Source organism: Streptomyces sp. CA-106110 (genome assembly GCF_050936285.1).
GTDB lineage: Bacteria > Actinomycetota > Actinomycetes > Streptomycetales > Streptomycetaceae > Streptomyces.
Genome location: NZ_JBNJNB010000001.1, coordinates 3,930,017 through 3,955,765 on the forward strand (window position 1 = coordinate 3,930,017; position 25,749 = coordinate 3,955,765).

Consider the following 25,749-nt stretch of genomic DNA (forward strand, 5'->3'; position numbering starts at 1 on the left):
CGTGGTTACGCCCCTGTCAGCTTCGCGAACTTCTCTTCATAGGCCGTCTCTTCCTTCTGCGTCAGCGAGCGGAAGGGGTGCGACTTCGCGGCCATGGCCTTGTCGGGAAGGATCAGCGGATTGTGCGCCGCATTCTCGTCGATCTTCTCGAGATAGGGCTTCACCCCGTCGACCGGGCTCACGTAGTTCACGTAGCCGGCGAGGGCGGCGGCCTGGTCGGGCTGGTAGTAGAAGTCGATCAGCCGCTCGGCGTTCGCCTTGTGACGGGCCCTGTTCGGGACCAGCATGTTGTCGGTCGACGTCATGTACCCGCTTGCCGGGATGATGTAGTCGATGTCCGGGCTGTCCGCCTGGAGCTGGACGATGTCACCGCCCCAGGCCACACAGGCTGCCAGGTCGCCCTTGGTGAGGTCGGACGTGTAGTCGTTGCCGGTGAACCGGCGTATCTGGCCCTTGTCGATGGCCTTCTGCAGACGGGCGATCACCGCGTCGAAGTCGTCGTCGGTGAACTTCGCCGGGTCCTTGCCCATGTCGAGCAGGGTCATGCCGATGCTGTCGCGCATCTCCGACAGGAAGCCGACCCGGCCCCGGAGTTTCGGGTTGTCGAGCAGATCGGAGATCGACTTGACCTCGACACCGTCGAGCGCCTTCTTGTTGAACGCGATGACGGTCGAGATGCCCTGCCAGGGATAGGAGTAGGCGCGGCCCGGGTCCCAGTCGGGGGTGCGGAACTGGCTCGACAGGTTGGCGAAGGCGTGCGGAAGGTTCTCCGCGTCCAGTTTCTGCACCCACCCCAGGCGGATCAGCCGGGCGGCCAGCCAGTCGGTGAGGACAATGAGATCGCGGCCGGTGTCCTGGCCCGCGGCGAGCTGCGGCTTGATCTTGCCGAAGAACTCGTTGTTGTCGTTGATGTCCTCGGTGTACTTGACCTGGATGCCGGTCTGCTTGGCGAAGGCCTCGAGCGTCGGGTGGTTCTTGCCGCTGTCGTCGACGTCGATGTACTCCGGCCAGTTGGAGAAGTTGACGACCTTCTCCTTCGCCGAGTGGTCCTCGGTCGTGGTGCCGCCCTGCGTCTTGCCGGCCGCGGGGATACCGCAGCCGCTCAGCGCCCCGAGGCCGCCCAGTGCGAGCGCGCCGCCCGCGGAGGCGCGCAGCAGCGAACGGCGGGTCAGGGAGGCCCTGCCATTGCGGAAGCTGCGCCGCATAGCGGCCAGTTGGACCGGGGTCAGGCGGTCGGGCTCGTACTGCTCCATGCGCGTGGTGCCCTTTCGGGAGGGTGAACGGCCGCGGGTCGGGCGGCCTGTGTGCTAGCGGTCCCCGAAGATCGTGCGGTGCCAGTCCTTCTCGGCCACCGCGGTGTTGTCGAACATGACGTGCTTGATCTGGGTGTACTCCTCGAAGGAGTACATGGACATGTCCTTTCCGAAGCCCGATGCGCGGTAGCCCCCGTGGGGCATCTCGCTGATGATCGGGATGTGGTCGTTGACCCACACGCACCCGGCCTTGATCTCGCGGGTGGCGCGGTTCGCCCGGTACACGTCCCGGCTCCAGGCGGACGCGGCGAGGCCGTATGGGGTGTCGTTCGCGAGCCGGATGCCGTCGTCGTCGCTGTCGAAGGGCAGGACGACGAGGACGGGCCCGAAGATCTCGGACTGGACGATCTCGCTGTCCTGCGCTGCGTCCGTGACAAGGGTGGGCCGGTAGTAGGCGCCGTCCTTGAGGTCCCCGTCGGGGACCTCGCCGCCGGTGACCACGCGCGCGTAGGCACGCGCCCGGTCGACGAAACCGGCGACGCGGTCGCGCTGGACGTGCGAGATCAGGGGGCCGAGATCGGTGCCCGGGGCGAACGGGTCGCCGAGCCGGACGGTCTCCATGAGGGCGGCGGTCCGCCGCACGAACTCCTCATAGAGGGGACGTTGCACGTACGCGCGCGTGGCGGCCGTGCAGTCCTGGCCGGTGTTGATGAGCGATCCCGCGACCGCGCCCTGGACGGCGGCCTCGAGGTCCGCGTCGTCGAAGACGAGGAAGGGCGCCTTGCCGCCGAGTTCCAGATGGAGCCGTTTGACGGTGGCGGTGGCGATCTCGGCGACGCGCTTGCCGACGGCGGTGGAGCCGGTGAAGGAGGTCATGGCCACATCGGGATGACCGACGAGGCGCTCGCCCGCCTCCTTTCCGGTGCCCGTGACGATGTTGATCACACCGTCCGGGATCCCGGCCGCGGTGGCGGCCTCGGCGAACAGCAGCGAGGTCAGCGGGGTGAGCTCGGCGGGCTTCAGCACGATGGTGTTGCCCGCGGCGATCGCCGGGAGGATCTTCCAGGCGGCCATCTGGAGCGGGTAGTTCCAGGGCGCGATGGAGCCGATGACGCCGATGGGCTCGCGGCGTACATAGGAGGTGTGGTCGCCGGAGTACTCGCCTGCCGACTGCCCCTGGAGGTGCCGGGCGGCGCCGGCGAAGAAGGCGGTGTTGTCGATCGTGCCGGGCACGTCGAACTCCCGCGTCAGCTTCAGGGGCTTGCCGCACTGGAGGGACTCGAAGCGGGCGAACTCCACCGCGCGGTCGGCGAGAACGGCGGCGAAGCGGTGCAGCGCGTCGGAGCGCTCGCCCGGCGTGGCGGCCGACCAGCCGGGAAAGGCGGCGCGGGCGGCGGCGACGGCGCGGTCGACGTCCTGCGGGCCGGCCGTCTCGTATCGGTAGACCTCGGCGCCCGTCGACGGGTCGACGACCGCGTGCCGGTTGCCCGACGTGCCCTTGGCCGCACTGCCCGCGATGTACTGCGCGCCGTCCGCGAAGCGCTCCTGTACGGCCGCCTGTGTCCGGGTGTGGATGTCGCCGTCGCCGGCGTTGCCCGGGTTGTACATGTCGCTCTCCTCCGCCGCCGGCCCGCGTCCCACGGGGTCTGGCGTAGCTTCGGCTCGATTTGAGTGCCGATCCTGACAGAGCAAGTGCACTCCAACAAGTGATTCCGTTGTTGCCTTTTGGTTACGCGACGGAATCTGTCGACCAGGGTGTCGACTCCGCCCGATAACGGGAGGACGGAGTGTCAGTGGTGGCTGCCAGACTCACGTGCATGGGGAGGATCAATACTTTGGAGGCCCTGGTCAGCGAGGTCCGGACCGGGGCGAGGGTCAAATACCTGCACTTCTGGGGCACCCGCAGGTCAGCCACCTACCCGAGGGTCTGGGCCGTCCCCGGGCCGTCACCGGTAACGGCCTCGTGCCCGAACAGGCGATCCACGGCGACCCGAGTCCTTGCGTCACTCGCAGGCATCAGGTGCGTGTACGTGCGGAGCGTGAACCCCGGGTCATGGTGCCCCAGGTACTCGCTCAGGGCCTTGATACTCTCTCCCGCATCGAGCAGAACGGACGCGTAAAGGTGCCGCAGCGCGTGCATGCCGTTCTCACGCCCGATCGGCACGCCGGCGGCGCGCAAAGTCGGCCGCCAGACGCGCTTGTTGAAGTGATTACCATTTAGTGCCCTGCCAGTCGGGCTCGTGAAGATCAACGGAGCCGTGACCGGCACCCCTTCAGGCGTCTTCCACGGCAACGTGACCTCGACAGCTGGGTACCGGGTGAGGTGCGCCGCCAATGCGAACGCAACCGACTCCGGCAACGGGACGTCACGGACCTTGCCCCCCTTGGGTGGAGCAAAAACCGGTCGGTTCTTGACCACCTTCACCTGACGGACCACATGCACGACACCACCGACGAAGTCGACCTCCTCCAGAGCCAGGCCGAAGACCTCCCCTTGTCGCAGGCCGCACCCAGCGGTCGGCGCGATCACCGCGCGGTAACGATCCGGCAATGCGGAGCGGACAGTCTCTAGGCGGTGAACGGTCCAGGGCTTGATCTTGTGCGGATCGAGGCGCGGCGCTTTGACCGAACGCGATCGGCACGGATTGTCTCGAATGATCCGATCCTCCACGGCAGACGTGAAGACGGTCGAGACGTGCGCGAAGATGCCCCGCCGATACGCCGCCGACAGGCCCGTGTCCTCCAGAGCACGCATCCACAACCTGATGTGCGACGGCTGGAACGAGGCCAGCGGCCTCGTGCCCATGTAAGGAACGGCATGAAGCCGGAGGCGCATTTCCACGACCTGTCGGGTAGACAGGTCCGTGGTCTGCGTCGTCAGCCAACGGGAGACGTACTGCGCGAAGGTCACTTTGCCTGCGGCCGATTCGATGTAGTCGCCCCGGGACATGTCAGCCGCAATGTTCGAGAGCCATGCTTCCGCCTGGCGCTTCTGCTTGTCCGGGAAGCTCTTGGACTTCTCCGTACCGTCCGGGCCGACATACCGGGCGCGATAGCGCAGGCCGACGCCGTGGCGCTCGGTCTTGATCTTCATGGGCTTGCCGTCCGGGCCATCAGTCGACTTATACCAGCGGTCTTGGATGTGCCCGGCCATCAGGCAGCCCCCTTCATCAAGTCGGCAATCCAGTGGCGGACGTCTTCGGGGTCGTAGCGCAGGTGCCTCCCTACACGGAAGCCACGAGGGCCGGTGCGCTTGCGGCGCCATTGATAGACGGTCTCCAACGGCACGCCGAGCAGATCAGCCAGGTCCACCGGGGTGAGGTAACGGGCGGGAAGCGGACGAGCCACAGTCACCACCTCCCTTCCTGGGTGTCGAGGGCGGCGAGTTCTTCGCGGGCGGTTTCGCGGTTGAGTTGGATGTCGCGGTAGATGGTGGCGGCGAGCCAGGATTCGCCGGCGGTGTGGCCGTGGCCGGCGTATGTCCAATGGGCGAGGGTGAGCGTGGTTGCCTCCGGGTCGTCGTCGGGGTCGGGCAGGCCGAGGGCGGCGCGTTGTTGTTCTGCGCGGTAGTCGGCGCGTACCTGGCGCAGGGCGCCGAGGGTGGTGGAGTAGCGGCGGGACTTGGTGGAGAAGTGGCCGCGGAAGCCGAGCATGTGAGCCCAGTCCCGTAACTTCCGGTCGGGGTAGAGCGGGTGCAGGTCGAGGCAGGCCTCGATCAGCCGGCGCGGGTGGTCGCTCACGCCGAGCAGGGTGAGGGCTTCCTTGTTGCCGACGCGGCGGTCGACGGTGCCGGTGGTCTCGGCTGCTTTGGTGGCGTACTTGGCGACGTAGGAGGCGACGGCCTGTTCGGTGATGTCTTCGCCGTCTCCGAAGGCGCCGATCGGCTGGACGTCGAGCTGGGTGCCCCAGCGCAGGGTGCGGGCGGGCTGGTCACCGGCGGGCGGGACGTCGACGGAGACGCGGGCGGCTGCGGCGTGGATGGCGTCGGTGAGGAGATCGAGGGTGGCCCAGGCCGGGGGCGGGCTGTCGGGTCCTTCGGGTCCTTCGGGTCCGTCGAAGCGGATCACGGCGTGGAAGTGGACGGCTCCGCGTTTTTGGTACTCGGCGACCTTGCCGAAGGAGACGCGGGATTGTTCGTGGGCGGCTGTCTGGGTGAGGCCGGCACGTCGGGCGATCTCGCGGCGCAGGTAGATCGCGAAGTAGCGCCACAGGTCGGAGGCGTGGTTGTTCCACAGCACGGCGCCCGCGTAGTCGTAGGGGGGGGTCCCCCCGAGAAGTAGACACCGGTTTGTATGCTTATGCGGCAAGTGTGAGTGTAGCTGAGTGTCGGGCCTCGTAGGCGACGGGGCTGAGCTGGCCGTTCTTCTTGTGTCTGCGGCGGGTGTTGTAGCGCGTGAGCCAGCGGAACACGGACAGCCGGCAGGCGCGGGCGCCGTCCCAGCGGCGGGCGCCTTGCAGTGTTTCGCGTTTCAGGGATGCGTGGAAGCTCTCGCAGGCGGCGTTGTCCGCGCTGGTGCCGACGGCGCCCATGGACTGGGTGATGCCCAACTCCTTGCACAGGTCGGCGAATTCCTTCGACGTGTACTGGGCTCCGTGATCGCTGTGGAAGATCGCCCCGTCCAGGCTGCCGCGGGTCGTGGCGGCCATCCGCAGCGCGTCGGCGACCAGTTCGGTGCGCATGTGGTCGGCGATGGAGTAGCCGACCACCCGGCGGCTGAAGCAATCCAGCACGGTGGCGAGATAGAGGAACTCGCCGTCGCCGACGGGCAGATAGGTTATGTCGCCCATGTACTTCGCACCCGGCTCGGCGGCGGTGAAGTCCCGGCCGAACAGGTCCGGCACCACCTGGTTCGCCGGCTCGGGCACGGTGGTGCGGACTTTCTTGCGCAGGTGCACCCCGACGATGTTGAACTTGCGCATGACGCGGGCCACCTTCTTCTCGTTGATCTCCATGCCGTGCGTGTCCCGCAGCTCGGCGGTGACGCGCGGGGAGCCGTAGGTGCCGTCGGAGTCGTCGTGCACGGCCTTGATCTTCGTCGCCAGGGCCGCCTCGGTCCGCTCCCGCGCGGCGCGGGCCTCGCGACCCGCCCGCCACTTGTAGAAGCTGGAGCGGTGCACGTCGAGCACCTGGCACAGCCGCTTGACCGGGTAGGTCTCGCAGTGGTCCTCGATGAACTGGCAGCGGCCTACCAGGTCATCTCCGAGGCGAAAAACTTCGTCGCCTTGCGCAGAATGTCCCGCTCGGTGGCGAGCGTGGCGTTCTCCTTGCGGGCGGCCTTCAGCTCGGCCTCCAGGGCCTGGATGCGGGCTGCGAGCTCCTCGCGGGTGGCCTCGACGGCCGGGGTGGTGCTGGTCACGTTCTTCCTGGTCAAGCCGGTGGTGCTGCCGCCGCGGGCGCGGTCGGCGCGGATCCAGTTCCGCAGGGTCTCCGCGTTGAGTCCCAGGTCACGCGCGGCTTGCGCGATCGTGAGATCAGCATCCGAGTGGAACAGGGCCACGGCGTCGGCCTTGAACTCGAGCGAATAGACCTTCATCACCATAATCGGTCACCCTCTCCCGACCCCCACCGGGGTCGAGGTCAGGGTGTCCACCACTCAGGGGGAGGCTCCGGTCTCCGTGTCGAGCGGGGTGCCGAGTTCGGGTGCGTCTTTCGGGTGGTGGGTGCCGCAGGCGCAGGGCCGGGTGCCGGGGCGGTTGTGGACGGGGCCGAAGGAGGGGGCGGTGAGGGTGGCGAAGACCCGGGGGTGATCCCGGATCGTGTGCGGGGTGCCCTTGTCGGGGTCGCCCGTCAGTCCGGCGCGGATGAGGTGGTAGGTGTCGCCGGCGTAGGTCCAGGCGCAGGCCGGGCATCGGGAGGCCCGCCGGTTGCCGCACGCGACACGGAGCATGCCGCCCGGTTCGTGCTCGGTCGTGTAGTGGTGCAGGACCGTGCCGGTGGTGGGGTCGATCGTCTTGGTCGCGCCGACCAGGCGGATGGGGTCGGCGCAGCCGCCGGTGCGTTTGATCTGGTCTTGCCAGCGGTCGAAGTCGCCGGATGCGGCCACCCTGAGCACGTCGGCGAGGGTGGCCGTATCCAGGCCCGCCGCGGTGGCGGTGTCGGTCACGCGGACACCTCCGGCGCGTTGGTGTTCATGGCGTCCAGAGCGTCGGCGGCTTCGAGTACTGCGGCAGCCAGGTTGCGTAGTGCCTCTGAGGTACCGGGGGAGGCAATCAGCGCGATTTCGACGAGGTCGCCCCCGATACGGAGGCTGACAAAGGGGGCGGCGCTATCGGCGAAGGCGGTGACGCGGAAGCGGCTGTCCGGCTCGATGTGGGCCGAAGTGGTGAGGCTCTTCACGTGGTCACCTCCCGGCGCGGGTGAGCGCGGGGGCGGGAGTGGTGTGGCCGGTGCCCTTGCAGGCCGGGCAGGTGACGTGGAGGGTGGCGCGGGTGCCGTCGCGGTGGCGGGTGCCGGTGGTGATTGCGGCGGTGGCGAAGCCGTCGCAGTCGCGGCAGACGGGCGTGTTCGGGGCGTGCTGGGGCATGATGGGGCTTCCCTTTCGGGTCCGTTGGATCTGGAAGAGGTGCAGGCGCCCGGAGCGGCGAAAGTTTGGCGACGGAGGCCGCTCCGGGGGCCGTTCAGCGGTGCTTGTCGATGTCCTTGAGCAGGGAGCGGAGAACGACCGCGACCACGGCCACCGAGGTGGCGGTGATGGCCACAGCGAGCAGCAGGGAGACCAGGACCGCGCCGACGACCAGGACCACGGCGCCACCGCCGGCCGCGAGGGCGAGCGCGCTGCCCGGGGTGAGCTGCACCACCGGCCGGTTCGAGATCGGGGCAGCAGGGGCGGGGGCCGGTGCGGTGGGCACCGGAGCGTGGGCGGTATGGGCCGTGATGACCGGGGGCGGTGCGGTGTCCGGGGCCGGGTACTTCGGGGTGAACACGAGGCTTGTCCCTTCTGAAGATCGGTTACTTGACGACCGCACCGACGGCGGGGCCGAGGACGCTGTGGGCGATGAGGTAGCCGCCGAGGAGGAGCACGGCCACCAGCCACCACGGCGGGCGGACGAGCTTGACGCCGAGCCATCCGACGACGATCACGGCGAGCCAGAGGGGGACGTCCATGGCGGGATGTCCTCCTAGGCCTTGCAGCGGTGGGTGCGGGCGGCGAGTTCGGCGCCGGACCGGTCGGGGTAGTCGGCGGAGAAGCCGCAGCCGGGGGCGGTGCAGGCGGCCGTGTGCATCTCGCGGCCACGCCCGTCGTAGTAGGTGCCGACCTGCACAGGGCCGATGCGGATCCGATCGCGGAAGCGGCGGTAGACGGTCACGGGTGGTGCTCCTTCCTGGTCAGGTGAGTTGGAGGTGTGCGGCGATCGCGTCGGCCATCGGTCCGGGCAGTTGGAGCCGGGCGGATAGCGCGTTGGCGGGCATCGGCGAGCCGGTGGAGGCCTGGTGGGCGTCGGCGATCTTTCGGGCGTGGTCCAGCAGCGCTGCGGGAACGGCCGGTGTATCGGCCGCAGGCGGGGTCGGAGTCAGTTCTGGCGCCGGGGCTGGGGCGGGATCCGGTTCGTCGGTGCGGTGCATCTCGACTTCCGGGGTCGCCGGTTCGTTGTCCACAGCCTGTGGAGGGTCAGCCGGGTCGGTGGTGGAGTGGACGAGGAGGGTTCCGCCGAGGAAGGCCAGGGCGGGCCACCCGGCGACGAGGATGCACAGCCAGGCGGGAACGTGAGCCAGGTCGAGGAGTCCGGCGGTGGCGACGTTGGCGCCGAGCGAGGCGCACAGCGCGATCACGAACCAGGTCCAGGCGGCTCGGTCACGACGAGCCGTGCGGAGCCGACGCCAGGCGGCGACCAGCAGCAGGTCGACGGAGATCGGGTAGGCCCAGGCCTTCCAGCCGGATTGCCCGGCGGCTGCGGCCACATCGTGCAGGTGGGCGAAGGACAACGCGCCGGCGATGACGGCTTGGATCAGGACGGCATCCGGGCGGATCGAGCGAGACATGCGGGGCACCTCCCTTCCGGGGTCAGCCGGGGCACTTCGCGGGGGCCGGTCGGCAGGCGGGCTTGTTGGCGGTAGCCACGGTGATCACTCCTGGCCGGGATACTGGGGGCCCGCGTTGGGGTCGAAGCCGGGCGGCAGCGTGGGCAGGGACGCGGCGAGCGCACGGCCGATCACGTCGATGAAGCCCTGATCAGCCCCCGGGACCGTGGCGTAGGCACTCAGATCGCCGAGCAGGGCGAGGGTTCGGTCATAGTCCTCTTCGGGCGAGTACATGAGCGGCCTCTCTCTTCGGGCATGGCTCGGGTAGGGACCTGGCGCGAAGGCGGTCGCGCCGACCGGAGTGGAGCAAGCCGGCTAGTCGACAACCGGAACGGGCTTGGTCAGCGACGCGCCGGGGGTCGACACGGGCAGTTGCGGTCGGAAGGGTTCGAGGAACGGCAGGTCCGGCACCATGTGGGCGAACTCCCGGCAGACCCCGGCGACTTCATCGCGAGAGGTTTCCGGGGTGCGGATCTTGGACCAGCCTCCGGAGGAATCCGCCGCCACCGCGGTACCCGGGCGTTCCATCGGGATCAGGCTGGCGACAGTCACAGCGTCCGGCGCCACGTCGGCCAGGCCCATTTCGGCGGTCTGCTTGTCGTTGACACGGTGCACGACGCGGCCGGTGAGCTGGGCACGGAGCATGGTGGCGCCCTTGCCGAGCTCGGAGCCGAAACGCTGCCCGCAGATCTCCAGGTGGATGCCGACCGCGCGGGCCATCTGCGCGAGCCGGATCAGCGCGGTGACGAGACGCTCGCGGCGTTCCTCGTCCTTACGGGAGGAGATCAGGAACAGTTCCGCGACTTCGTCGACCAGGACGACGACCGGCACGGGCCGGATCTCGTCGGGCAGTTCCCACAGGTCGGAGACGCCGTGTCGGCTCAACAGGTCGAAGCGGTCTTCCATCTCGGCGACCAGGACATCCAGCAGCGAGGCGGCATCATCCGGGGTAGTCACGAGCGCCGACAGGCGCGGCGCATACGCGGACTGTTCCACCCCGCGCTTGCAGTCGATGCCGACCAGCGCCACGGGCAGTTGCGCAAGGCCCTTGATCAGGTTGCGCTGGTACATCGACTTCCCGGACCCGTTGGCACCCAGGGTGAGCGCCATCGGTGCCTTGCGGTAGTCCCGCTCGAACGCGGTCCCGTCCTCCCGCAGGGCGACCGGCACGACCATGTCGCGGGGGCTGGCCTTGCGGGGCATCCGTACCCGGTGGAGCACGTCATGGCCGGTCATGCGCAGCTCGACGAATCCGGGCTTGGTCTCGGTCACGGTGACCGAGTGGACGCCCCAGGCGTGCCGCAGGCGTTCGGAGGAGGCGGCCAGGTCGGCGGGCTCCAGGCCGGCGGGAAGCCGCAGGGTGACCCGCAGTCCGGTCGAGGTGCCCCAGACCCGGCGGATCTTCGGCGGAACCGGCTGGACCTCGCGGCGGGCGACGTTGCGCGCCATGAACGCCCGCAGGCGGGACGGCTGCACCGTCAGTCCGCACACGTCCATCGTGGAGCGATAGGTCACGGTGAAGCGGCCCCAGGTGACCGGCAGTCCGACCAACGACCAATACACGCGCGGAGCGCGTATCTTCGCGTAGCCGAGCCCGCCAGCCCCCGCTAAGGCTCCCGTGGCCTCCAGCCACATCGACAGGTCCATGGTCAGGCCGCCGGAGTGATCGCGACCGCGCGGAACGAGATCCCGTGCCGCTTCTGCCCGTTGAACTCGTTCTCCCAGTCACGGGCCTTCAGCCCGATGACCTTGACCGGCATACCCGGGACCAGACCCTCCTGGTAGCCCGTCTCCGGGATGGTCACCTGGTACAGGCTCCCCTCCCCCTCATCCGAGACCAGCAGACCCACGGTCGACAGCGCGGCACCGGTCTCCCGATCCATCGCCCGCTCACCGGTTTTCGCGTTGGCCAGCTTCGGCGTCGGCGCGGTCGCCACGAACACCACAGCGGTCGAAAGGTCGATCTTGAACGACGGCATAGCCATCTCCTTGAACAGATCAGAGTTAGGCCCCTTGGACCTCTTGCGCAACTTGTTGGTACAAGCTCGTACCTAGAAGGTTGCAGCACTCAGCGTGAGTCGTCAAGCACTTCTGGCGTACATGTACCAACAAGTTGAGCGAGTGCGTCATGATGGGGTGCATGAGCAAGCAGCCGAAGTATCAGCAGGTGGCCGACGCGCTGCGTCGCGAGATCGACAACGGCACCTACGGGCCTGGCGCACGGCTCCCCTCGGAGGCCGATCTAGCAGCCCGCTTCGATGCTTCGCGGAACACCATCCGTTCAGGGCTGAGCTTGCTGGTCAGCCAGGGGCTGATCACGTCGAGCCAAGGCCTGGGTTACGAGGTGCGGAAGCACGAGATCTTCGAGCTGAACGCCTCCCGCTTCGAGAACCTGAACTTCCCTCAGAACGGCGACGCGTACTCGACCGACGTCACGAACGCAGGCCGGCGACCGCACCAGAGATTCCGGGTGGAGCTGACGACCACCTCTGAAGACATCGCCCAGCGGTTGCGGGTGGAGCCAGGCTCCCGGTCTGTACTGCGGTTTTGCCACCGCTTCGTCGATGACGTGCCATGGTCCACGCAGGCGACGCATTACCCGGATTGGCTGCTCCAAGAAGCACCCCGGCTTGCCGAGCCCGGCGACATCGATGAAGGAACCACTCGATACCTCACCAGTCTGGGGATCGAGCAGGTGGGGTACGCCGATGAGATCGCTACCCGGATGCCCACGCCGGAAGAGGCACGTCTCTTGGAGATCGGCCCGGGAGTCCCCGTCCTTCTCTGGACACGTACGGGCTACACCACGGACCGCCCCGTGCGCTGCACGATCACGACCTTCCGAGGCGACCTGAACCGCATGAACTACGAGATCGGCAACCTATCCGCCCGGAATGAGAACGAAGCCAAGTGAACATCACGACCGCGACCCCTGCTGACCTCGATCGGCTGCTGGACTTCCGGAAGGAAGCAGCGACGTGGATCGGCAAGCTAGGCAACGACCAGTGGCGCCGGCCTTACCCCGCGGACCGCCTGTTGGCCACCATCGAAGCAGGAACGGTCTTCATGCTGAGAGACGGAGAGCGGACCGCTGCCACGATCACCCTTACCTCGGAGGCAGAGGAGGGGTTGTGGTCGGATGAGGAACTCGCCGAGCCGTCGATGTTCATCAACAAGCTGACCGTCTCCCGCGACTACGCCGGGCAGAACCTCGGAGGCAGGCTTTTGGATTGGGCCGGCGATCGAGCGTACCGAGCGTCAGCCAAGTGGCTACGACTCGATGCATGGACCACGAATGAACGGCTCCAGCGGTACTACCTCGAGCAAGGGTTCCAGTACGTGAGGACGGTACTCGAAGGCACTGCCGTCAACGGCGGACCACGAGTCTCAGGCTGGCTTGCCCAACGTCCTACCCGACTGGCGCAGCACCGATTCACCGACGAGGTGCCGGGCCCTCAACCGCTGCGCGCCTGAGCTGTTACAGGTTTCCCTACCTCATCAAGCCCCGGCTGCGCTCCGCTCCGCCGGGCGCGCTTCCCGGCTCCGCTGCGGGCGCCGCTCCTGCCTCCGGCCCGCTCCGCCCGCGCTGCGCCGACGCGCGCCCACATGTGGATAGGGCCGGTAGCCATGAGTCGATCACCGCAGAGCACGGCCCACGGTCAAGACGATGCCTCCGGCGGGGGATCGGCCGGCACCGGGATGGAGGGGCGCCGTCGCCGACCGCGGGCACGTAGTGGTGTGCGTGGGGTGCTCCCATCCCGTCCGCCATCGACCCAGGCAGAGCCGAGCAGACGCGGCCCATGGCGTCCAGGTCGTTCGTACAGTGGCGCGCTCCACCTGGACGCCATGAACCACGCCCGCTCCACGGTGTGTGGGTCGACGGCGGACGGGATGGGAGCTGGGGCGGACGGTGGGTCGAGGAGGGAAGCGGGTGCGGCTTGGCACGCCCTGTACCGGTGTGTTTTACCGCACCGCAAGGCTGCAGGCCCTGCCCGTGCAATAGCCTTCCCGCGGAGGGGTGCCATGTCTGCGTGGATCATGTTGGGTTCCGGCTGCTTTGTCGTAGTCCTGGGCGTGTTGACCTTGACCGGCAGCCGGGGAATCGCAGAGTACGCGCGGTCGCCTAGGGCTGGTTGGGGTCGGATAGCGATGGGTGGCGGCTTCGTCCTGGACGGCGGAGCTAGACTTCTCGACTTCTCTTCCGGAGCGGGGATGGTTGTTTCCACCATTGCCCTGGGGATCATCGTGCTCGGTGCGGTGCTTCAGCTCCAGGCTGAAGTGTTCGCCAAGGCTCGTCATGCTGGCGACGCAAAATGAGCGGCGCCTGTACTCCCCGGCCAGGGCAACCGTCGAGTGGGCCACCGATGTCTGACACCAGTGGCTGACACCAACAGCCGCGAACACGGACGGATTCCGAAGCACTTCAGCGGGCCGGTGTCGAGTCGCTCTATCGGCGATATGCAGGCTTCCGAAGGCGCCGTGATCGACCTGATAAAGATGAGGCTCGTCGATCGCGATGCCCCGTAGAGTCGAGTGGTCCCGACAACAGGTGCCCCGGGGGCGCCCGAGGCGGATGCCGAACTGGTGGGAGTAAGAGGCGGCTCACGGGGTGGCTGCACGAGCGTGGCGCGCGATCGGCGTCCTGCGTAGTCCCCACCGGACCCCGGTCGTACAGCAGCGAAGTACAGCAACCGCCTGCAGCCGGCAGTGCCCATCAGCACCCGTCAGGCGGCCTGTATGACCGTTGATGCCCGATCTCTGTAGAGCTACGGATCAGAAGGCTGCAGGTTCGAATCCTGCCGAGTGCGCTCAGATCAGATGCCCCCGAGAGATCCGGGGCCTCTGACGTGTTCGTATCACCGGCTCCGCACACCGTGAGGATCAGCTCGCGGAGGTTCGTACCAGGTCGGCGTACAGGATGATGTTGTCCGGACGGTGGCCCGCACGCAGGTCGCCGCCGCAGGTGATGACGCGCAGTTCGGGGCGGGGGGTGTCGCCGTACACCCGCTGGGTGGGGAAGTGTTTCTTGTCCACCTGCTGCAGGGTGCGTACGGCGAAGACGGCGGTGGAGCCGTCGGCGCGGTCGACGGTGATGGTGTCGCCCGGACGCACGCGTGCCACGTTCCGCAGGACGGCGGGCCCGTTGACGGTGTCGAAGTGGCCGATGAGTACGGCCGGGCCCGTCTGGCCGGGGGTGACGCCCTCCCGGTACCAGCCGATGCGGTCGGCCTGGGCGACGGAGGGCACCTGGACGGTTCCGTCGGCTGCCAGGCCGAGTTGGAGGACGGGGGAGGTGTCGACGCCGGCGGCCGGGATGCGGACCCGCACGGGCACGGATGCGGGCAGCGGAGCCGGTGGGGACGCGGGCGAGGACGCGGATGCGGGCGACGGCGGTGGGGCGGAGGTAGTGATGTTCGCTGCCGGGCCGTGTGCGGCGGGTGCCGGGGTGCCGGCGTGTAGGGCGATGACCGTCATCCAGCCGCCGACGGCCAGTGCTGCCGCCGCCGTAGCCGCGATCCAGCGCAGGCGGCTGTGGGAGGGCGGGGACGGGGGCGGGGTGTCCTGGGCTGGGGGCGCCTTCATCGGGGTTCCTCGGGGCTTCCTGGGCGCGCTGCGGGAGACGCGGAAGGCGGGCCGCCGGTGACGACCGGTGGCCCGCCAGGTGCGGTGGTGTCGGGGGTTCAGACGCCCGCGCGGCGGCGGCGCACCACGTAACCGAGGCCGATCGCACCGCCCGCGGCCAGGGCCGCGCCGCCCGCCAGGAGCGCGGTGTTCTGCGAGCTGCCGGTGCCTTCGGCGCCCGCGGCGACAGCGCCGGTGGGAACGACCTTGGTCTGGGTGGTGACGGTGCCGGTGTGCTTCGAGGTACCCGTGCCGCTGCCCGTGTTCAGGCAGCCCTTGGGGAGCTTCGGGAAGGGCGTCGTGCGCCAGGGGGAGTCGCCGCCCTGGTTGTTGTCGAGGAAGAGCGGGGCGGTGCTGTATGCCTTCTCGATCTTCAGGCCGTTGACGGTGTCCTCCGGGTGGTTGCGGTCCACGGTGGACACCGCCTTGCCCTTGCCGTCCCTCAGCACGGCCTTCGGGCCCTTACGGAGGCTGTTGGTCAGGTCGACCGTCCAGCCGCCGAAGCGGGAGGGGATGGTCTGCAGCACGGTGCACTTGCCGATGACGGTGACGGTGCCGGTACCGGCGCCCGACCCGGACCCCGTACCGGAACCGCTGCCCGTGCCCGTGTTCAGGCAGTCCTTCGGCAGGGCAGGGAAAGGCGTCGTGCGCCACGGCGCCGGGTCGCCCTGGGAGCGGTCGAGGAAGAGCGGGGAGGTGGTGTCCGCGTTCTTGATCTTGAGGCCGTTGGCGAGGTCCTCGGGGTGGGCGCGGTCCACGGTGGACACCGTCTTGCCCTTGTCGTCCTTCAGCACGGCCTTGGGGCCGGCCGAGAGGCTATTGGTCAGGTCGACCGTCCAGCCGCCGAAGGCGGAGGGGATGGTCTGCGTCGCGGTGCAGTGCGTGTCGGCGCCGGACGGGCCGTCGGCGGCAAAGGCGACGGCCGGCGTGAGCAGGGCGCCGGCGAGGGCGGCGGTGGCGACGGCGGCGCGGAGGGTGAGGCGGTGGCGCGCGAGCACGGCAGACATGGTGATCCCCCAGGGATGACAAGAGTGGTGTAGCAAGGAGATCGCGCCGCGCGGTTTTCCGTCCGGCCCCCCGGTTTCGGCCCTCGCGGTGTGCGATGCGCTCAGTGTGACTGATCACATAACCATGATTGATGCGGGAACCGTCACGGACGTGCAACAGCGCGACGGCTCACCTCTCCGGCCGCCGCCAGGCCGACAGGCCGCCCCGCCGTTCTCCGGCAGCCTGGCAGGCGCCTTGAGCCGGGCTGGATGACGCGCCCGCCGTCGCTCAACCGGGGAGTCGGCTTGATCAATCACAGCAGGTCAGATGAGCACTGGCCCAGGGTCAACAGCCTGCCCAAGCTGGAGAGGACGAAGCCACCAGGCTTCAAAAGCTGGCCGCGGGACAAGCCGGGACGCCGCTGGTCATGCGGAGCACCCTAACGGAGCAACCGCTTCGTCCCGAGAGGTCCCATGAGCACTGTCCACGTACGCATCGGAGAGCACCGGACCAAGTACCACACGGACGCGGACTGTCCGTCGCTGAACGGCAAGCAAGACACCTACATGGGGCAGGAGTCGATGTCCGAGGCCCAGGCCAAGGAAACAGGGGCTCACAGCCTGCCAGCGCTGCAAGAGGTAGCCGTACTGGCGCCACGGCTGTCCGGTCACCTCTTTGCCACCACGGTACCGGTGGCAGTGACGGCAACGTTGACGGCAACGACAGCGGACGGCAGCGGCGCTGGGCAGCCCGGCACGGTAGCGGCAGAGTGCCGGCGGGCCGTCCCATCAAGGCGTGCCCGCAACTTCTAAGCGCTTGGCCGCATGCCGCGATCGCTGGGCCGTCGCTGGGCCGTGCGAGGGTGCCCGAGGTCCACCAACAATGACAGAAGCCCACAGCACCTGAACTGGTCAGAGCCGTGGGCCTGTTCTGCCTCGCTGGTCAGCCGGTCGGCTGATCAGTACCTGCACTTCTGGGGTCATCGCCCGCGCCCCGACGGACAGCTCGGGGCCGGCTGCCTGAGCCAGTGGTGGCCGTCCCCGTTCACCGTGGACGGCGTGCGGTACGCGACGGCAGAGCACTGGATGATGGCGTCGAAGGCGCGGCTGTTCGGTGACGCGGAGGCCGAGCGGATGGCCGTCGAGGCACGGAACCCGGCGCTCGCCAAGAAGGCGGGGCGGCTGGTGCGCGGCTTCGACGGGACGACTTGGGAGCGCGAGCGGTTCGGGATCGTGGTCGAGGGCAGCGTCCACAAGTTCGCCACGGACGCCGGTCTACGGGCCTTTCTGCTGGGCACGGGCAACCGGGTGCTCGTCGAGGCGAGTCCGGTGGACCGGATCTGGGGCATCGGACTCGCGGCGGACGACGAACGGGCGGCGGACCCGGAGCGCTGGCGGGGACTCAATCTGCTGGGTTTCGCGCTGATGGAGGCCCGGGAGCGGCTCGGCGCGTCCTGACGGCGCCGGGCCGCCGGGTCCACGGGCCGTCGACTCCGGGACGCCCGGGCGGGGACGCCGTCCGGATATGATTCGTCCGATCCACCCAAATATGGGCGGGGATGGAGCCGGGTACGGCCGTCGGTGCCGCTACGGAAGCCCGTGCGTCACGAAGGACGTCGAGTAGCCGTCGTCCGTGCTGCTCCAGGGGTCGTCGCCGCTGTCCGGAGCGGTGATGTAGACGATGAGCATCAGGATGCCGAGGACGACTCCGACCGCTCCGCAGATGAGCCCGGCAAGGGACATCCCACCGTTCGTCGCCTCCCCGCGGCGTGCCTTGCGGCGGCCGACGATGCCGAAGATCACGGCGAGCACACCGATGACGGCGGCCACCGGTCCGAGGCAGAACACGACCACCGAGATGATGCCCAGCACGAGCGAGGCGGTGCCCATGCCGTTGCTCGGTACGGGCACCAGTCCGGGCCAGCCGTAGCCGGGGCCCTGGGGTCCGTACGGCATGCCGTACCCCGGGTAGCCGGGGTACTGGGGGTAGCCGTACGACAGCTGCCCGGGTCCCTCGGGTCCCATGGGCGGTGGCGGCACGGCCTGGGCGGCGGGCGGCGCGAAGGGGTTTCCGGCGGCACCGGGAGACGGAGGAGCGAACGGGTTGCCCGCGGACGGGGCCGCAGGCGTGGGGCCGGGGCTCGGCGGGGCGAACGGGTTGCTCCAGGCCGGGTGAGCGGGAGCGCCCGGTGTTCCGGAGCCGGGAGGGGAGACGACCGTGGGCTGGTTGTGCACAGAGGGGCCGCCGGAGACAACGGTGTCCCGGGGGGCGGCGGGGGTTCCGGCGGCCGGATCGGCGGGGCTCGCGAAGGGCGCCCGGTCGGCGGGCGACGTCCAGGGTCCGGACTCCGGGCCTGCGGCGGGCTTGTCGAGCGGGACCTTGGGCGCCTGGACGGCGGCGGCACCCGGCGGTATTCGCCCGCCGGACTCGGCGCCGGGCGCCTGCGCGGCCGGGACGCCCCCGGCGGCCGGCGTGCCCGGTGACCCGTCCGTCCCGTCGCCCGGCCGATCCCATGGACCCGGGACGGCGTCCTGCGGCGTTCCCGGCGCCTGCGCGTCGTCGGACATGCGTGAGGTCCCCCCTCTGTCGTACGTTCCGTCATGCTACGGCCCGCGCCTGCCCGGCGTGACCCGCGCCCTACGATGATCCCTGAGTCATCGATCAGCCGATCATCCGCGTCCCGCCCGAGCCCGTGGCCGGGACGCCGTTCCCGGGGAGGAACCCTTGAGCGCCTACCACGACGCGCCCGCCGTGCGGGATCTGCACGCCTTCATCGCCGGACTGCCGAAGGCCGAACTGCATGTGCACCACGTCGGCTCCGCCTCCCCCCGCATCGTCTCGGAACTGGCGGCCCGCCACCCCGACTCCAAGGTGCCCACGGACCCCGAGGCCCTCGCCGACTACTTCACCTTCACCGACTTCGCGCACTTCATCGAGGTCTATCTGTCCGTCGTCGACCTGATCCGGACCCCCGAGGACGTCCGCCTGCTGACGTACGAGGTCGCCCGCGACATGGCCCGGCAGCAGGTGCGCTACGCGGAGCTCACCATCACCCCCTTCTCGTCCACCCGCCGCGGCATCGACGAGCGCGCCTTCATGGAGGCGATCGAGGACGCCCGCAAGGCGGCGGAGGCCGAGTTCGGCACCGTGCTGCGCTGGTGTTTCGACATCCCCGGCGAGGCGGGACTGGAATCCGCGGAGGAGACGGCCCGACTCGCCACCGACGACCGGCTGCGTCCCGAGGGGCTGGTCTCCTTCGGGCTCGGCGGACCCGAGATCGGTGTCCCGCGGCCGCAGTTCAAGCCGTACTTCGACCGGGCCATCGCCGCCGGACTGCGGTCCGTGCCGCACGCGGGCGAGACGACCGGCCCCGAGACGGTCTGGGACGCGCTGAACGAGCTGCGTGCCGAGCGGATCGGACACGGCACGAGTTCCGCCCGCGACCCGAAACTGCTCGCCCACCTCGCCGAGCACCGCATCGCGCTGGAGGTCTGCCCGACCTCCAACATCGCGACGCGGGCGGTCCGCACGCTGGACGAGCACCCCATAAAGGAGTTCATGAACGCGGGTGTCCTCGTCACCGTCAACTCGGACGACCCGCCGATGTTCGGTACCGACCTCAACAACGAGTACGCGGTCGCCGCGCGGCTGCTGGACCTCGACGAGCGGGGTCTGGCCGGCATCGCCCAGAACGCGGTGGAGGCGTCCTTCCTGGACGAAGCCGGCAAGGCGAAGCTGGCCGCCGAGATCGACGCCTACACCACGGCGTGGCTCGCCCCCTGACACCACCAGCCGTCCGGACCCCCGGGAACCCGGCTCGCGGCTCTCCACCTTCACAATGGCCCCATGCGCACCGTGACTGCCGTCGCCCACCGCGGCGACCCCTACCGTCATCGCGAGAACACGCTGGCATCGCTGCGCTCCGCCATCCGGCGGGGCGCGGACGCGGTGGAGATCGATGTACGGCTGACCCGGGACGGCGTCCCGGTGCTGCTGCACGACGGAACACTGAAACGGCTGTGGGAGCAGGACCGCCCGCTCGCCGCGCTCTCCTCGGACGAGGTCCGGGGACTGACGGCGGGCGGGGTGCCGACACTGGCGGACGCGCTGGCGGCCACCGACGGCACCCGGGTCATGATCGATGTGCCGGGCCACCCCTCGCTGAGGGAGGTGCACCGGATCGTGGACGTCGTCCGGCAGTGCGGCGCCGAGGAGCGGGTGTACTACTCCGCGGGAGCGCAGACCATGCTCGCGGTCCGTGCCGCCGACCCCTCCGCGGAGATCGCGCTGACCTGGACGACCCTGGCTCCGCCGCGTCCCGGCCTGCTCGACGCGGTGCGTCCGCGCTGGCTCAACTACCGCTTCAGCCTGATCGATCGCGCTCTCGCGGCCCGAGTCCACCGGGGCGGCCATCTGCTGTCCGTGTGGACTCCCGACACCCGTCGCTCGATGCGGCGCCTGCTCGACCTGGGCGTCGACTCGATCACCACGAACCGCGTCGACGAGCTGTGCGCACTGCGCGGGCTCTGAGGCGCACACCGGATCACGACTGACGCCGGGCGAGCCGCCGGGATGGCCCGGCGCGCCGTTCGTACGGAAGAAGTACCTCGGTGCGGCGTCAGGCGGCCAGGGCAGCGCGCTCACGAGCCACGCGTACGGCCTCGGACAGACTGGCGATGTCGTACGCGCCCTGGTGTCTGCGCCCGTTGACGAAGAAGGTGGGCGTCCCCGCCACATCGCTGAGGTCCGCCGACTCGACGTCCTCGGCCACACGTACCGCGCCTGCGTGAGCACGCATGTCCCGTTCGAAGCGGACCGCGTCGAGCCCGATGTCCGTGGCGTAGCGCGACAGGTCGTCGAAGTCCAGGGCCCCCTGATGAGCGAGCAGCAGATCGTTCATCTCCCAGAACCGCCCCTGCAGAGCGGCCACTTCAGCGGCCTCTGAGGCGAGCTGGGCGTGCCCGTGGACGTCGGTCAGCGGGAGGTGCCGCCACACGTACCGCACGTCCCCGAAGTCCCCGAGCAGCTCGCGCACCACGCTTTCCGCCTGCCCGCAGTACGGGCACTCGTAGTCGCCGTACTCGACAACGGTCACCGGCGCGTCGCGCGGGCCACGGACGTGGTCGCGGTAGGGGTCGACGGGCACCGCCAGATCGACGATCGTCTCCGACTTCCCGAGCAGCGCCCGCATCCGAAGGGGGCGCGGCAGCATCTGTACGGCTGCGGTGACGAGCCGGCTGACCACGAAGGAGCCGAGGACGACGCTCAGGATGCCGATCTTCGCGTCTTCGAGTCGCAGGCCGGCGAAGGCGCGGGTGGCGATGAGCAGGGAGACGGTGAACCCCACTCCCGCCAGGGTCCCGCCCGTGAGGACGGCGCCCCAGCCGACCGGAACCCGGATCCGTCCGCGGCTCACCGCCGTCACCAGCGCCGCGGCCCCCACGATGCCGATCGGTTTGCCGAGGAGGTAGCCGAGGAGGATGCCCAGGGTGACCGGTGAGGTGAACGCCCGTCCCAGCTGGTCGAGACCGATCGGCATGCCGACGTTGGCCAGGGCGAAGAGCGGTACGACGACGTAGCTGGTCCATGGGTGGAACATGCGCTGAAGCCGCTCGTTCGGGGAGATGGCCGCGGCGATACCGGCGCGCACGGTGCGTTCCAGTTCCGGCGTCGGCTGCTCGCGGAACAGCCGGAACAGCCCGGTGATGCGTTCCAGTTCGGTGCGCGCCGCCGGGTACGCGTATGTCAGCAGGCCCATGGCCAGTCCGATGACCACGGGGTCCACGCCCGACTCCAGCAGGGCGACCCATGCGATCAGCGCCAGCAGCGCGTACACGGCGAAGTGGCGGACGCCGAGCCACCGGACGAGCAGAACGACGGCGAAGGTGCCGGCGGCCACCAGCAGCGACGGCATGTTGAGGCGACCGCTGTAGGCGATGACGATGACACCGAGGGCCAGGAAGTCGTCGACCACGGTGAGGGTCAAGATGAAGACCCGCAGCCCGGGGGGCATGTGGCGACCGACGACGGCGAGCATGCCGAGGGCGAAGGCGGTGTCGGTGGACATCGCGGTGCCCCAGCCCTGCGCCGTCGCGTGGCCGGCGTTGAACGCGAGGTAGACACCGATCGGTACGAGCATGCCGCCCACGCCCGCCGCGAGCGACAGCGCCAGACGTGTGCGGTCACGCAGCTCGCCCATGTCGAACTCGCGGCGCGCCTCCAGGCCGACGACGAAGAAGAACAGCGCCATCAGTCCGCTGTTCACCCACTCGCGCAGCGGAAGCGACACCCCGAACGGGCCCACTCGGAGGGACAGATGAGTCCGCCAGAACTCCTCGTAGTCCGGGAAGGCCGCATTGGCCCAGACAAGTGCCGCGAGCGCCGCCGCCACCAGGACGGCCGCGCTGCCGGTCTCGGTGTGCAGGAAGTCGCGCAGCGGAGAGTGCTGGTTCTTGCCACAGGCGCTCTGCAACGTGTAGTCGCCGGCTTGGAAGGACATACTCGGACACTCACTCGACCGTCGGCACCGGGCACGGACGGATCCGAGACCTCCCCCGGCCGCACCGGACGGCCGGGGTGACCACCCCGCCTCTCGTGAGACCGCGCGGTGGCATCGTCATCCACCGGTGGTCAGCACCACGCGGAAGCGCGCAGCCCCGGACAGCATGCGTGCGAAGGCGTCGTTGACCTCCTCGAGCGGCATCGTCTCGACCATCGGCCGTACCCCGGTGCGCGCACTGAAGGCCATGGTCTCCTCGACCTCCTGCGCCGTGCCCGACGGATGCCCGCTCAGGGACTTGCTGCCCCCGATGAGCTGCGTCGGCGTCACCTTGAGCAACTCGTTCGTCACCCCGATCACGACCAGTTGCCCGCGCGGGGCGAGCCCGTCGATCGTCGCCGACATGGCGTCGGAGTTCGCCGCGGTGCCGAGGACGACCTTGGCGCCCCCGAGGTCCTTCAGCGCCTGGGCGGGATCGGAGGCCAAGCTGTCGATGTAGTGGTCCGCGCCCAGATGCCGGGCCAGATCCTCCTTGTCCCGGCCGCGGGCGATCGCCACGGTCTCGAAGCCCATCCTGGTGGCGTACTGGATGCCCAGATGCCCGAGGCCGCCCACGCCGAGGACGGCGACGAGGTCCCCGGCACGGGCCACGCTGCTGCGCAGCCCCATGAAGGAGGTGACGCCCGCGCACCCGAGTGGGGCGGCGTCGACCGCGGAGAGACCCTCGGGGATGCGCGCCAGCGCCTCGACGGGCACCACGATGTGGGTGGCATATCCGCCGTCGTAGGACAAGCCCGGCACCTTCAGATTGACGCAGCTGATGAAGTCGCCCTGGCGGCAGGGGCGGCAGTGGCCGCACTGACCGCCGAACCAGCCCACCTCCACCCGGGCGCCGACTCCCCAGCCGACCACCCGCTCACCCACCGCGTCGATCCTGCCCGCCACCTCGTGCCCGGGCACGAGCGGGAAGTGAATGGCCGGAGAGGGGGTCTGCACGAACACCGCATCCGTGTGGCAGACACCGACGGCCTCCACGGCGATACGCACGTGCCCCGGCCCCGGCTCCGGCAGTTCCCGCTCGACGATCTCGAAACTCCCCCGGGGCTCGGCCACCTGGGCGACTCGCATCACGGACATGGCTTCTCGGCTCCTTGCTGTAGGGCGCGAACCAGACATTCGCTGATGAATCATTCCGTTGTCGCACCGGGCGGCTCAGCAGACGCGCGGCACGGTGACCGCCCCGGAAGCAGGCACCCGGTCCGGTCGTGCCCGCGACAGCGGTCCGCTCGACGCGGCCGCTCCTTTGGCTCAGCCTTCGCGCCAGCCCAGCTTGATGAGCAGGTTCTTCGCCTCCTCCACGACGGCCGCCTCGGCGACCACGCCATAGCGAGCGGCCACGATCTGGCTGCGGGAGGCGAAGTCGTGGCGGCCTCCGGTCAAGGCGTGGCCGACGAAACCGAAGAGGGCGCCGAAGATCGCGCCCCAGAACAATCCGCTCACCATCAGCAGCAGTACGTCATGGTGGCCCGCGGCGAACAGCGACAGAAGCAGACCGATGAGCAGTCCGAACCAGGCACCCGAGCCCGCGCCCGCCAGAGCCGCCCGGCCGCGGGTGAGACGGCCGAGCACCGTCTCCACCATCCGCAGGTCCGAACCGATGATCGCGGTGTGCTCCACCGGAAACTTGCTGTCGGAGAGGAAGTCGACCGCGCGCTGGGCCTGCTGATAGGTCGGATACGAGGCGACCACCGGCCGGTCGACCGGTGCCATGGGCGGTTGCTGCGCCATCGAAGGACCTCCTTCGTCGCCGTCCCGGTCGGCGGTCCGCTGCGACCGGTAGCCGCCGCAGCGCCCGGGTCACCTCTGATCGAGCGGTCGTCCGTCGTTGCGCAGAACGTCCAGACCGCGGCGGTACTCGTCCTCGCCGATCTCTCCGCGCGCGAAGCGCTCGGCGAGCAGCCGCTCGGGAGCGGGCCCGTCCGGCGCGGTGGCATCCGGCGCCCCGCTGCCCTCGGATCGCAGCAGGGCCCGGAAGAACAGGGCACCGGCGCTGGTGATCAGCGCCCAGAAGAGGATCGCGGCCGCCGAGATGGCGAACCAGCCCCATCCGCCGAGGTTGTGGCCATACCAGAACACCACGGATGTTCACTCCCTCATCCGGACCCTGTGGTCAAACCGTACCCAGATACAGCGATTCAGGCGCGGCGAGGCAGGCCGGTGATGGCACCCGCGGCACCGGGCACGGCCCGCCGCCTACCGCGGGGTACGGCCGTCGGGGGAGGCGGGGGCACCGGTCCTTCCCCCCGACGGCTCGGATCGCACCGACGTCCGCGTCGCCGACGGCTCGCGGGTCGGGACCGCCGAGCTGCTCGGGTGGCGGGAGCCGCCGTCCTGCGGCCCGCCGGTCGGAGTGGGGCTGACGCGCGGGGGCGACGCCGACGGAGTGGGGTTCGCCGACGTGGCGGGCGGCTCCGACGGGGTGTGACGCTGCGCGGGGCCGCTCGCGGGCGGCGGGGCCAGGGGCACCGTCGGGGACGCGGGTGCCTCGGATGCCGTCAGGCGGAGCGGCAGCGCGACGAGGACGGCGACGACCACGGACGCGCCCGCCCCGGCCGCGGCGCGGAACAGTCGCCGGCGCGCTGCGGCGCGGCGGATCGCCTCGTACCGGCCGGGGGGCGGGCCGAGGTGCTCGGGAGCGGGGCGCAGGATCACCGCGAGGGGGTCCTCGGATCCGCGCTCCGGGCCGTCGTCAAAGCGTGTGGTCAAGGCTTCTCCTCAGGTGGACGCGGAGCAGTTCGCGGGCCGCGTGGAGATCGGCCTTGACGGTTCCTTCCTTGCGCCCGGTCAGCACGGACACCTCCCGGATCGGCATGTCGGCGTAGTAGTGCAGCAGGATCGGGACCCGCAGTCGTTCGGGCAGCGACTGCACGAGCAGCCGCACCGAAGGGTCCGCCTGTTCGCTGTGAGGGCGGACGGCGGCTTCCGAGGTGGCGCGGCGCATGGCTCTGCGCTCGCGCTCCATTTTGCGCCAGTGGTCCCGGACGAGGTTGGCCGCAGTGACGTAGAGGAAACCGCGGGGCTCCTCCACGGACGTCCAGCGGGCCCAGAGCCGGGTGAACGCCTCCGAGGCGATCTCGTGGGCCGTCTCGTCGTCGTCGACGAGACGGCGGCACCAGCCGGCGAGGCGTGGATAGAGGACGGCGAACAGCTCGGACGCCGCCTTGTCACGGGACCGTTTCAACGCTCTCCATGGTCGTGAGGGCACTCGTAGAGAAGGATGCCGGGCCGTCGGCGTACGTTCCGTGGGCCCGGCATCCCGGATGGCGGTCCTGCCTGCTCATGGGGTCCCTCCGCTCGAGCGAAGCCGA

Annotated in this window: 28 protein-coding genes and 3 pseudogenes; 5 read left to right on the forward strand and 26 right to left on the reverse strand. The window is 69.7% G+C overall.

What is annotated here, in order from left to right:
* Window positions 1–5: 5 nt before the first annotated feature.
* The 17 genes and pseudogenes from ACQEXA_RS18045 to ACQEXA_RS18125 form a co-directional block, all read right to left on the reverse strand.
* Entirely contained in the window at window positions 6–1,253 is a 1,248-nt protein-coding gene (locus tag ACQEXA_RS18045; RefSeq protein ID WP_359402746.1) for a polyamine ABC transporter substrate-binding protein, read from the reverse strand.
* Between the two features lie 54 nt (window positions 1,254–1,307).
* A complete protein-coding gene (locus ACQEXA_RS18050; RefSeq protein ID WP_432939601.1) occupies window positions 1,308–2,861 on the reverse strand; it encodes a gamma-aminobutyraldehyde dehydrogenase in 1,554 nt (517 codons plus the stop codon).
* 307 nt (window positions 2,862–3,168) lie between these two features.
* Window positions 3,169–4,407 carry a tyrosine-type recombinase/integrase gene (locus tag ACQEXA_RS18055; protein WP_432933242.1) on the reverse strand — a complete coding sequence of 413 codons (1,239 nt, stop codon included), beginning with the start codon at window positions 4,405–4,407 and terminating at the stop codon, window positions 3,169–3,171.
* Window positions 4,407–4,601 (reverse strand): helix-turn-helix domain-containing protein, encoded by a 195-nt coding sequence (locus ACQEXA_RS18060; protein ID WP_432939599.1) that lies wholly within the window; start codon window positions 4,599–4,601, stop codon window positions 4,407–4,409. The genes ACQEXA_RS18055 and ACQEXA_RS18060 overlap by 1 nt, the downstream gene beginning before the upstream one ends.
* Before the next feature lie 2 nt (window positions 4,602–4,603).
* A pseudogene (locus ACQEXA_RS18065) lies at window positions 4,604–5,593 on the reverse strand (replication initiator); the annotation flags it as partial.
* A complete protein-coding gene (locus ACQEXA_RS18070; RefSeq protein ID WP_433134834.1) occupies window positions 5,550–6,371 on the reverse strand; it encodes an IS3 family transposase in 822 nt (273 codons plus the stop codon). The gene ACQEXA_RS18070 and the pseudogene ACQEXA_RS18065, both read right to left, overlap by 44 nt.
* 68 nt (window positions 6,372–6,439) lie before the next feature.
* Entirely contained in the window at window positions 6,440–6,793 is a 354-nt protein-coding gene (locus ACQEXA_RS18075; protein ID WP_433134835.1) for a transposase, read from the reverse strand.
* 72 nt (window positions 6,794–6,865) lie between these two features.
* Window positions 6,866–7,357, reverse strand: a pseudogene (locus tag ACQEXA_RS18080) (replication initiator); the annotation flags it as partial.
* Entirely contained in the window at window positions 7,354–7,590 is a 237-nt protein-coding gene (locus ACQEXA_RS18085; RefSeq protein WP_432933238.1) for a hypothetical protein, read from the reverse strand. The gene ACQEXA_RS18085 and the pseudogene ACQEXA_RS18080, both read right to left, overlap by 4 nt.
* A 4-nt stretch (window positions 7,591–7,594) precedes the next feature.
* The gene (locus ACQEXA_RS18090; RefSeq protein WP_432933236.1) at window positions 7,595–7,777 is read right to left on the reverse strand and encodes a hypothetical protein; all 183 of its coding nucleotides are present in this window, start codon (window positions 7,775–7,777) and stop codon (window positions 7,595–7,597) included.
* A gap of 94 nt (window positions 7,778–7,871) precedes the next feature.
* Window positions 7,872–8,177, reverse strand: a complete 306-nt coding sequence (locus ACQEXA_RS18095; protein WP_432933234.1) for a SpdD protein — start codon at window positions 8,175–8,177, stop codon at window positions 7,872–7,874.
* Between the two features lie 25 nt (window positions 8,178–8,202).
* On the reverse strand, window positions 8,203–8,358 hold the full coding sequence (locus tag ACQEXA_RS18100; RefSeq protein WP_432933232.1) for a hypothetical protein: 156 nt from the start codon (window positions 8,356–8,358) through the stop codon (window positions 8,203–8,205).
* 14 nt (window positions 8,359–8,372) lie between these two features.
* Entirely contained in the window at window positions 8,373–8,561 is a 189-nt protein-coding gene (locus ACQEXA_RS18105) for a mobile element transfer protein (protein ID WP_359405007.1), read from the reverse strand.
* 19 nt (window positions 8,562–8,580) lie between these two features.
* A complete protein-coding gene (locus tag ACQEXA_RS18110; RefSeq protein ID WP_432933230.1) occupies window positions 8,581–9,234 on the reverse strand; it encodes a DUF2637 domain-containing protein in 654 nt (217 codons plus the stop codon).
* Window positions 9,235–9,318: 84 nt separating this feature from the next.
* Window positions 9,319–9,507: a hypothetical protein gene (locus tag ACQEXA_RS18115; RefSeq protein ID WP_432933228.1), complete on the reverse strand. Its 189-nt coding sequence runs from the start codon at window positions 9,505–9,507 to the stop codon at window positions 9,319–9,321.
* A gap of 81 nt (window positions 9,508–9,588) precedes the next feature.
* The gene (locus ACQEXA_RS18120) at window positions 9,589–10,920 is read right to left on the reverse strand and encodes an FtsK/SpoIIIE domain-containing protein (protein ID WP_433130553.1); all 1,332 of its coding nucleotides are present in this window, start codon (window positions 10,918–10,920) and stop codon (window positions 9,589–9,591) included.
* A 2-nt stretch (window positions 10,921–10,922) separates the two neighbouring features.
* Window positions 10,923–11,252 carry a hypothetical protein gene (locus tag ACQEXA_RS18125; protein WP_432928769.1) on the reverse strand — a complete coding sequence of 110 codons (330 nt, stop codon included), beginning with the start codon at window positions 11,250–11,252 and terminating at the stop codon, window positions 10,923–10,925.
* A 161-nt stretch (window positions 11,253–11,413) separates the two neighbouring features.
* Between ACQEXA_RS18125 and ACQEXA_RS18130 the strand changes: the two genes are divergently transcribed.
* Both ACQEXA_RS18130 and ACQEXA_RS18135 read left to right on the forward strand, forming a co-directional pair.
* Entirely contained in the window at window positions 11,414–12,187 is a 774-nt protein-coding gene (locus ACQEXA_RS18130; RefSeq protein WP_432933223.1) for a GntR family transcriptional regulator, read from the forward strand.
* Entirely contained in the window at window positions 12,184–12,747 is a 564-nt protein-coding gene (locus ACQEXA_RS18135; protein ID WP_432933221.1) for a GNAT family N-acetyltransferase, read from the forward strand. The genes ACQEXA_RS18130 and ACQEXA_RS18135 overlap by 4 nt, the downstream gene beginning before the upstream one ends.
* Before the next feature lie 1,407 nt (window positions 12,748–14,154).
* Here ACQEXA_RS18135 and ACQEXA_RS18140 read toward each other — a convergent pair.
* Complete coding sequence (locus ACQEXA_RS18140) at window positions 14,155–14,856, reverse strand: class F sortase (RefSeq protein ID WP_432933219.1); 702 nt, start codon at window positions 14,854–14,856, stop codon at window positions 14,155–14,157.
* 98 nt (window positions 14,857–14,954) lie between these two features.
* Window positions 14,955–15,893 (reverse strand): hypothetical protein, encoded by a 939-nt coding sequence (locus ACQEXA_RS18145; RefSeq protein WP_432933217.1) that lies wholly within the window; start codon window positions 15,891–15,893, stop codon window positions 14,955–14,957.
* 891 nt (window positions 15,894–16,784) lie between these two features.
* Between ACQEXA_RS18145 and ACQEXA_RS18150 the strand changes: the two genes are divergently transcribed.
* Entirely contained in the window at window positions 16,785–17,339 is a 555-nt protein-coding gene (locus ACQEXA_RS18150; RefSeq protein WP_432939597.1) for an NADAR family protein, read from the forward strand.
* Between the two features lie 129 nt (window positions 17,340–17,468).
* Here ACQEXA_RS18150 and ACQEXA_RS18155 read toward each other — a convergent pair whose 3' ends face one another.
* Window positions 17,469–18,449, reverse strand: a complete 981-nt coding sequence (locus ACQEXA_RS18155; RefSeq protein ID WP_432933213.1) for a DUF4190 domain-containing protein — start codon at window positions 18,447–18,449, stop codon at window positions 17,469–17,471.
* A gap of 33 nt (window positions 18,450–18,482) precedes the next feature.
* On the opposite strand from ACQEXA_RS18155, the pseudogene ACQEXA_RS18160 reads away from it, so the two are divergent.
* Together ACQEXA_RS18160 and ACQEXA_RS18165 are read left to right on the forward strand one after the other, a co-directional pair.
* A pseudogene (locus ACQEXA_RS18160) lies at window positions 18,483–19,665 on the forward strand (adenosine deaminase).
* A 63-nt stretch (window positions 19,666–19,728) separates the two neighbouring features.
* A complete protein-coding gene (locus ACQEXA_RS18165) occupies window positions 19,729–20,412 on the forward strand; it encodes a glycerophosphodiester phosphodiesterase (protein ID WP_433130555.1) in 684 nt (227 codons plus the stop codon).
* A gap of 88 nt (window positions 20,413–20,500) precedes the next feature.
* Here ACQEXA_RS18165 and ACQEXA_RS18170 read toward each other — a convergent pair whose 3' ends face one another.
* The 6 genes from ACQEXA_RS18170 to ACQEXA_RS18195 all read right to left on the reverse strand — a co-directional run bounded on the left by ACQEXA_RS18170 (window position 20,501) and on the right by ACQEXA_RS18195 (window position 25,622).
* Complete coding sequence (locus tag ACQEXA_RS18170) at window positions 20,501–22,381, reverse strand: Na+/H+ antiporter NhaA (protein WP_432933209.1); 1,881 nt, start codon at window positions 22,379–22,381, stop codon at window positions 20,501–20,503.
* Window positions 22,382–22,498: 117 nt separating this feature from the next.
* A complete protein-coding gene (locus ACQEXA_RS18175) occupies window positions 22,499–23,518 on the reverse strand; it encodes an alcohol dehydrogenase (RefSeq protein ID WP_432933207.1) in 1,020 nt (339 codons plus the stop codon).
* Between the two features lie 171 nt (window positions 23,519–23,689).
* Window positions 23,690–24,169 (reverse strand): general stress protein, encoded by a 480-nt coding sequence (locus ACQEXA_RS18180; RefSeq protein WP_432933205.1) that lies wholly within the window; start codon window positions 24,167–24,169, stop codon window positions 23,690–23,692.
* A gap of 69 nt (window positions 24,170–24,238) precedes the next feature.
* Window positions 24,239–24,520: an SHOCT domain-containing protein gene (locus ACQEXA_RS18185; protein ID WP_432933203.1), complete on the reverse strand. Its 282-nt coding sequence runs from the start codon at window positions 24,518–24,520 to the stop codon at window positions 24,239–24,241.
* A gap of 114 nt (window positions 24,521–24,634) precedes the next feature.
* Complete coding sequence (locus ACQEXA_RS18190) at window positions 24,635–25,147, reverse strand: hypothetical protein (RefSeq protein ID WP_432933201.1); 513 nt, start codon at window positions 25,145–25,147, stop codon at window positions 24,635–24,637.
* Window positions 25,131–25,622 (reverse strand): RNA polymerase sigma factor, encoded by a 492-nt coding sequence (locus tag ACQEXA_RS18195; RefSeq protein WP_432933199.1) that lies wholly within the window; start codon window positions 25,620–25,622, stop codon window positions 25,131–25,133. Before ACQEXA_RS18195 ends, ACQEXA_RS18190 begins: the two co-directional genes overlap by 17 nt.
* Window positions 25,623–25,749: the final 127 nt, after the last annotated feature.

What these genes read in the sequence shown, in the direction of transcription:
- ACQEXA_RS18115 (WP_432933228.1), bottom strand. Translation starts at nt 9,507, where the DNA reads ATGTACTCGCCCGAAGAGGACTATGACCGAACCCTCGCCCTGCTCGGC.
- ACQEXA_RS18180 (WP_432933205.1), bottom strand. Translation starts at nt 24,169, where the DNA reads ATGGCGCAGCAACCGCCCATGGCACCGGTCGACCGGCCGGTGGTCGCC.
- ACQEXA_RS18050 (WP_432939601.1), bottom strand. Translation starts at nt 2,861, where the DNA reads ATGTACAACCCGGGCAACGCCGGCGACGGCGACATCCACACCCGGACA.
- ACQEXA_RS18055 (WP_432933242.1), bottom strand. Translation starts at nt 4,407, where the DNA reads ATGGCCGGGCACATCCAAGACCGCTGGTATAAGTCGACTGATGGCCCG.
- ACQEXA_RS18165 (WP_433130555.1), top strand. Translation starts at nt 19,729, where the DNA reads ATGCGCACCGTGACTGCCGTCGCCCACCGCGGCGACCCCTACCGTCAT.
- ACQEXA_RS18170 (WP_432933209.1), bottom strand. Translation starts at nt 22,381, where the DNA reads ATGTCCTTCCAAGCCGGCGACTACACGTTGCAGAGCGCCTGTGGCAAG.
- ACQEXA_RS18110 (WP_432933230.1), bottom strand. Translation starts at nt 9,234, where the DNA reads ATGTCTCGCTCGATCCGCCCGGATGCCGTCCTGATCCAAGCCGTCATC.
- ACQEXA_RS18140 (WP_432933219.1), bottom strand. Translation starts at nt 14,856, where the DNA reads ATGAAGGCGCCCCCAGCCCAGGACACCCCGCCCCCGTCCCCGCCCTCC.
- ACQEXA_RS18155 (WP_432933213.1), bottom strand. Translation starts at nt 18,449, where the DNA reads ATGTCCGACGACGCGCAGGCGCCGGGAACGCCGCAGGACGCCGTCCCG.
- ACQEXA_RS18045 (WP_359402746.1), bottom strand. Translation starts at nt 1,253, where the DNA reads ATGGAGCAGTACGAGCCCGACCGCCTGACCCCGGTCCAACTGGCCGCT.
- ACQEXA_RS18130 (WP_432933223.1), top strand. Translation starts at nt 11,414, where the DNA reads ATGAGCAAGCAGCCGAAGTATCAGCAGGTGGCCGACGCGCTGCGTCGC.
- ACQEXA_RS18120 (WP_433130553.1), bottom strand. Translation starts at nt 10,920, where the DNA reads ATGGACCTGTCGATGTGGCTGGAGGCCACGGGAGCCTTAGCGGGGGCT.
- ACQEXA_RS18125 (WP_432928769.1), bottom strand. Translation starts at nt 11,252, where the DNA reads ATGCCGTCGTTCAAGATCGACCTTTCGACCGCTGTGGTGTTCGTGGCG.
- ACQEXA_RS18075 (WP_433134835.1), bottom strand. Translation starts at nt 6,793, where the DNA reads ATGGTGATGAAGGTCTATTCGCTCGAGTTCAAGGCCGACGCCGTGGCC.
- ACQEXA_RS18100 (WP_432933232.1), bottom strand. Translation starts at nt 8,358, where the DNA reads ATGGACGTCCCCCTCTGGCTCGCCGTGATCGTCGTCGGATGGCTCGGC.
- ACQEXA_RS18090 (WP_432933236.1), bottom strand. Translation starts at nt 7,777, where the DNA reads ATGCCCCAGCACGCCCCGAACACGCCCGTCTGCCGCGACTGCGACGGC.
- ACQEXA_RS18175 (WP_432933207.1), bottom strand. Translation starts at nt 23,518, where the DNA reads ATGTCCGTGATGCGAGTCGCCCAGGTGGCCGAGCCCCGGGGGAGTTTC.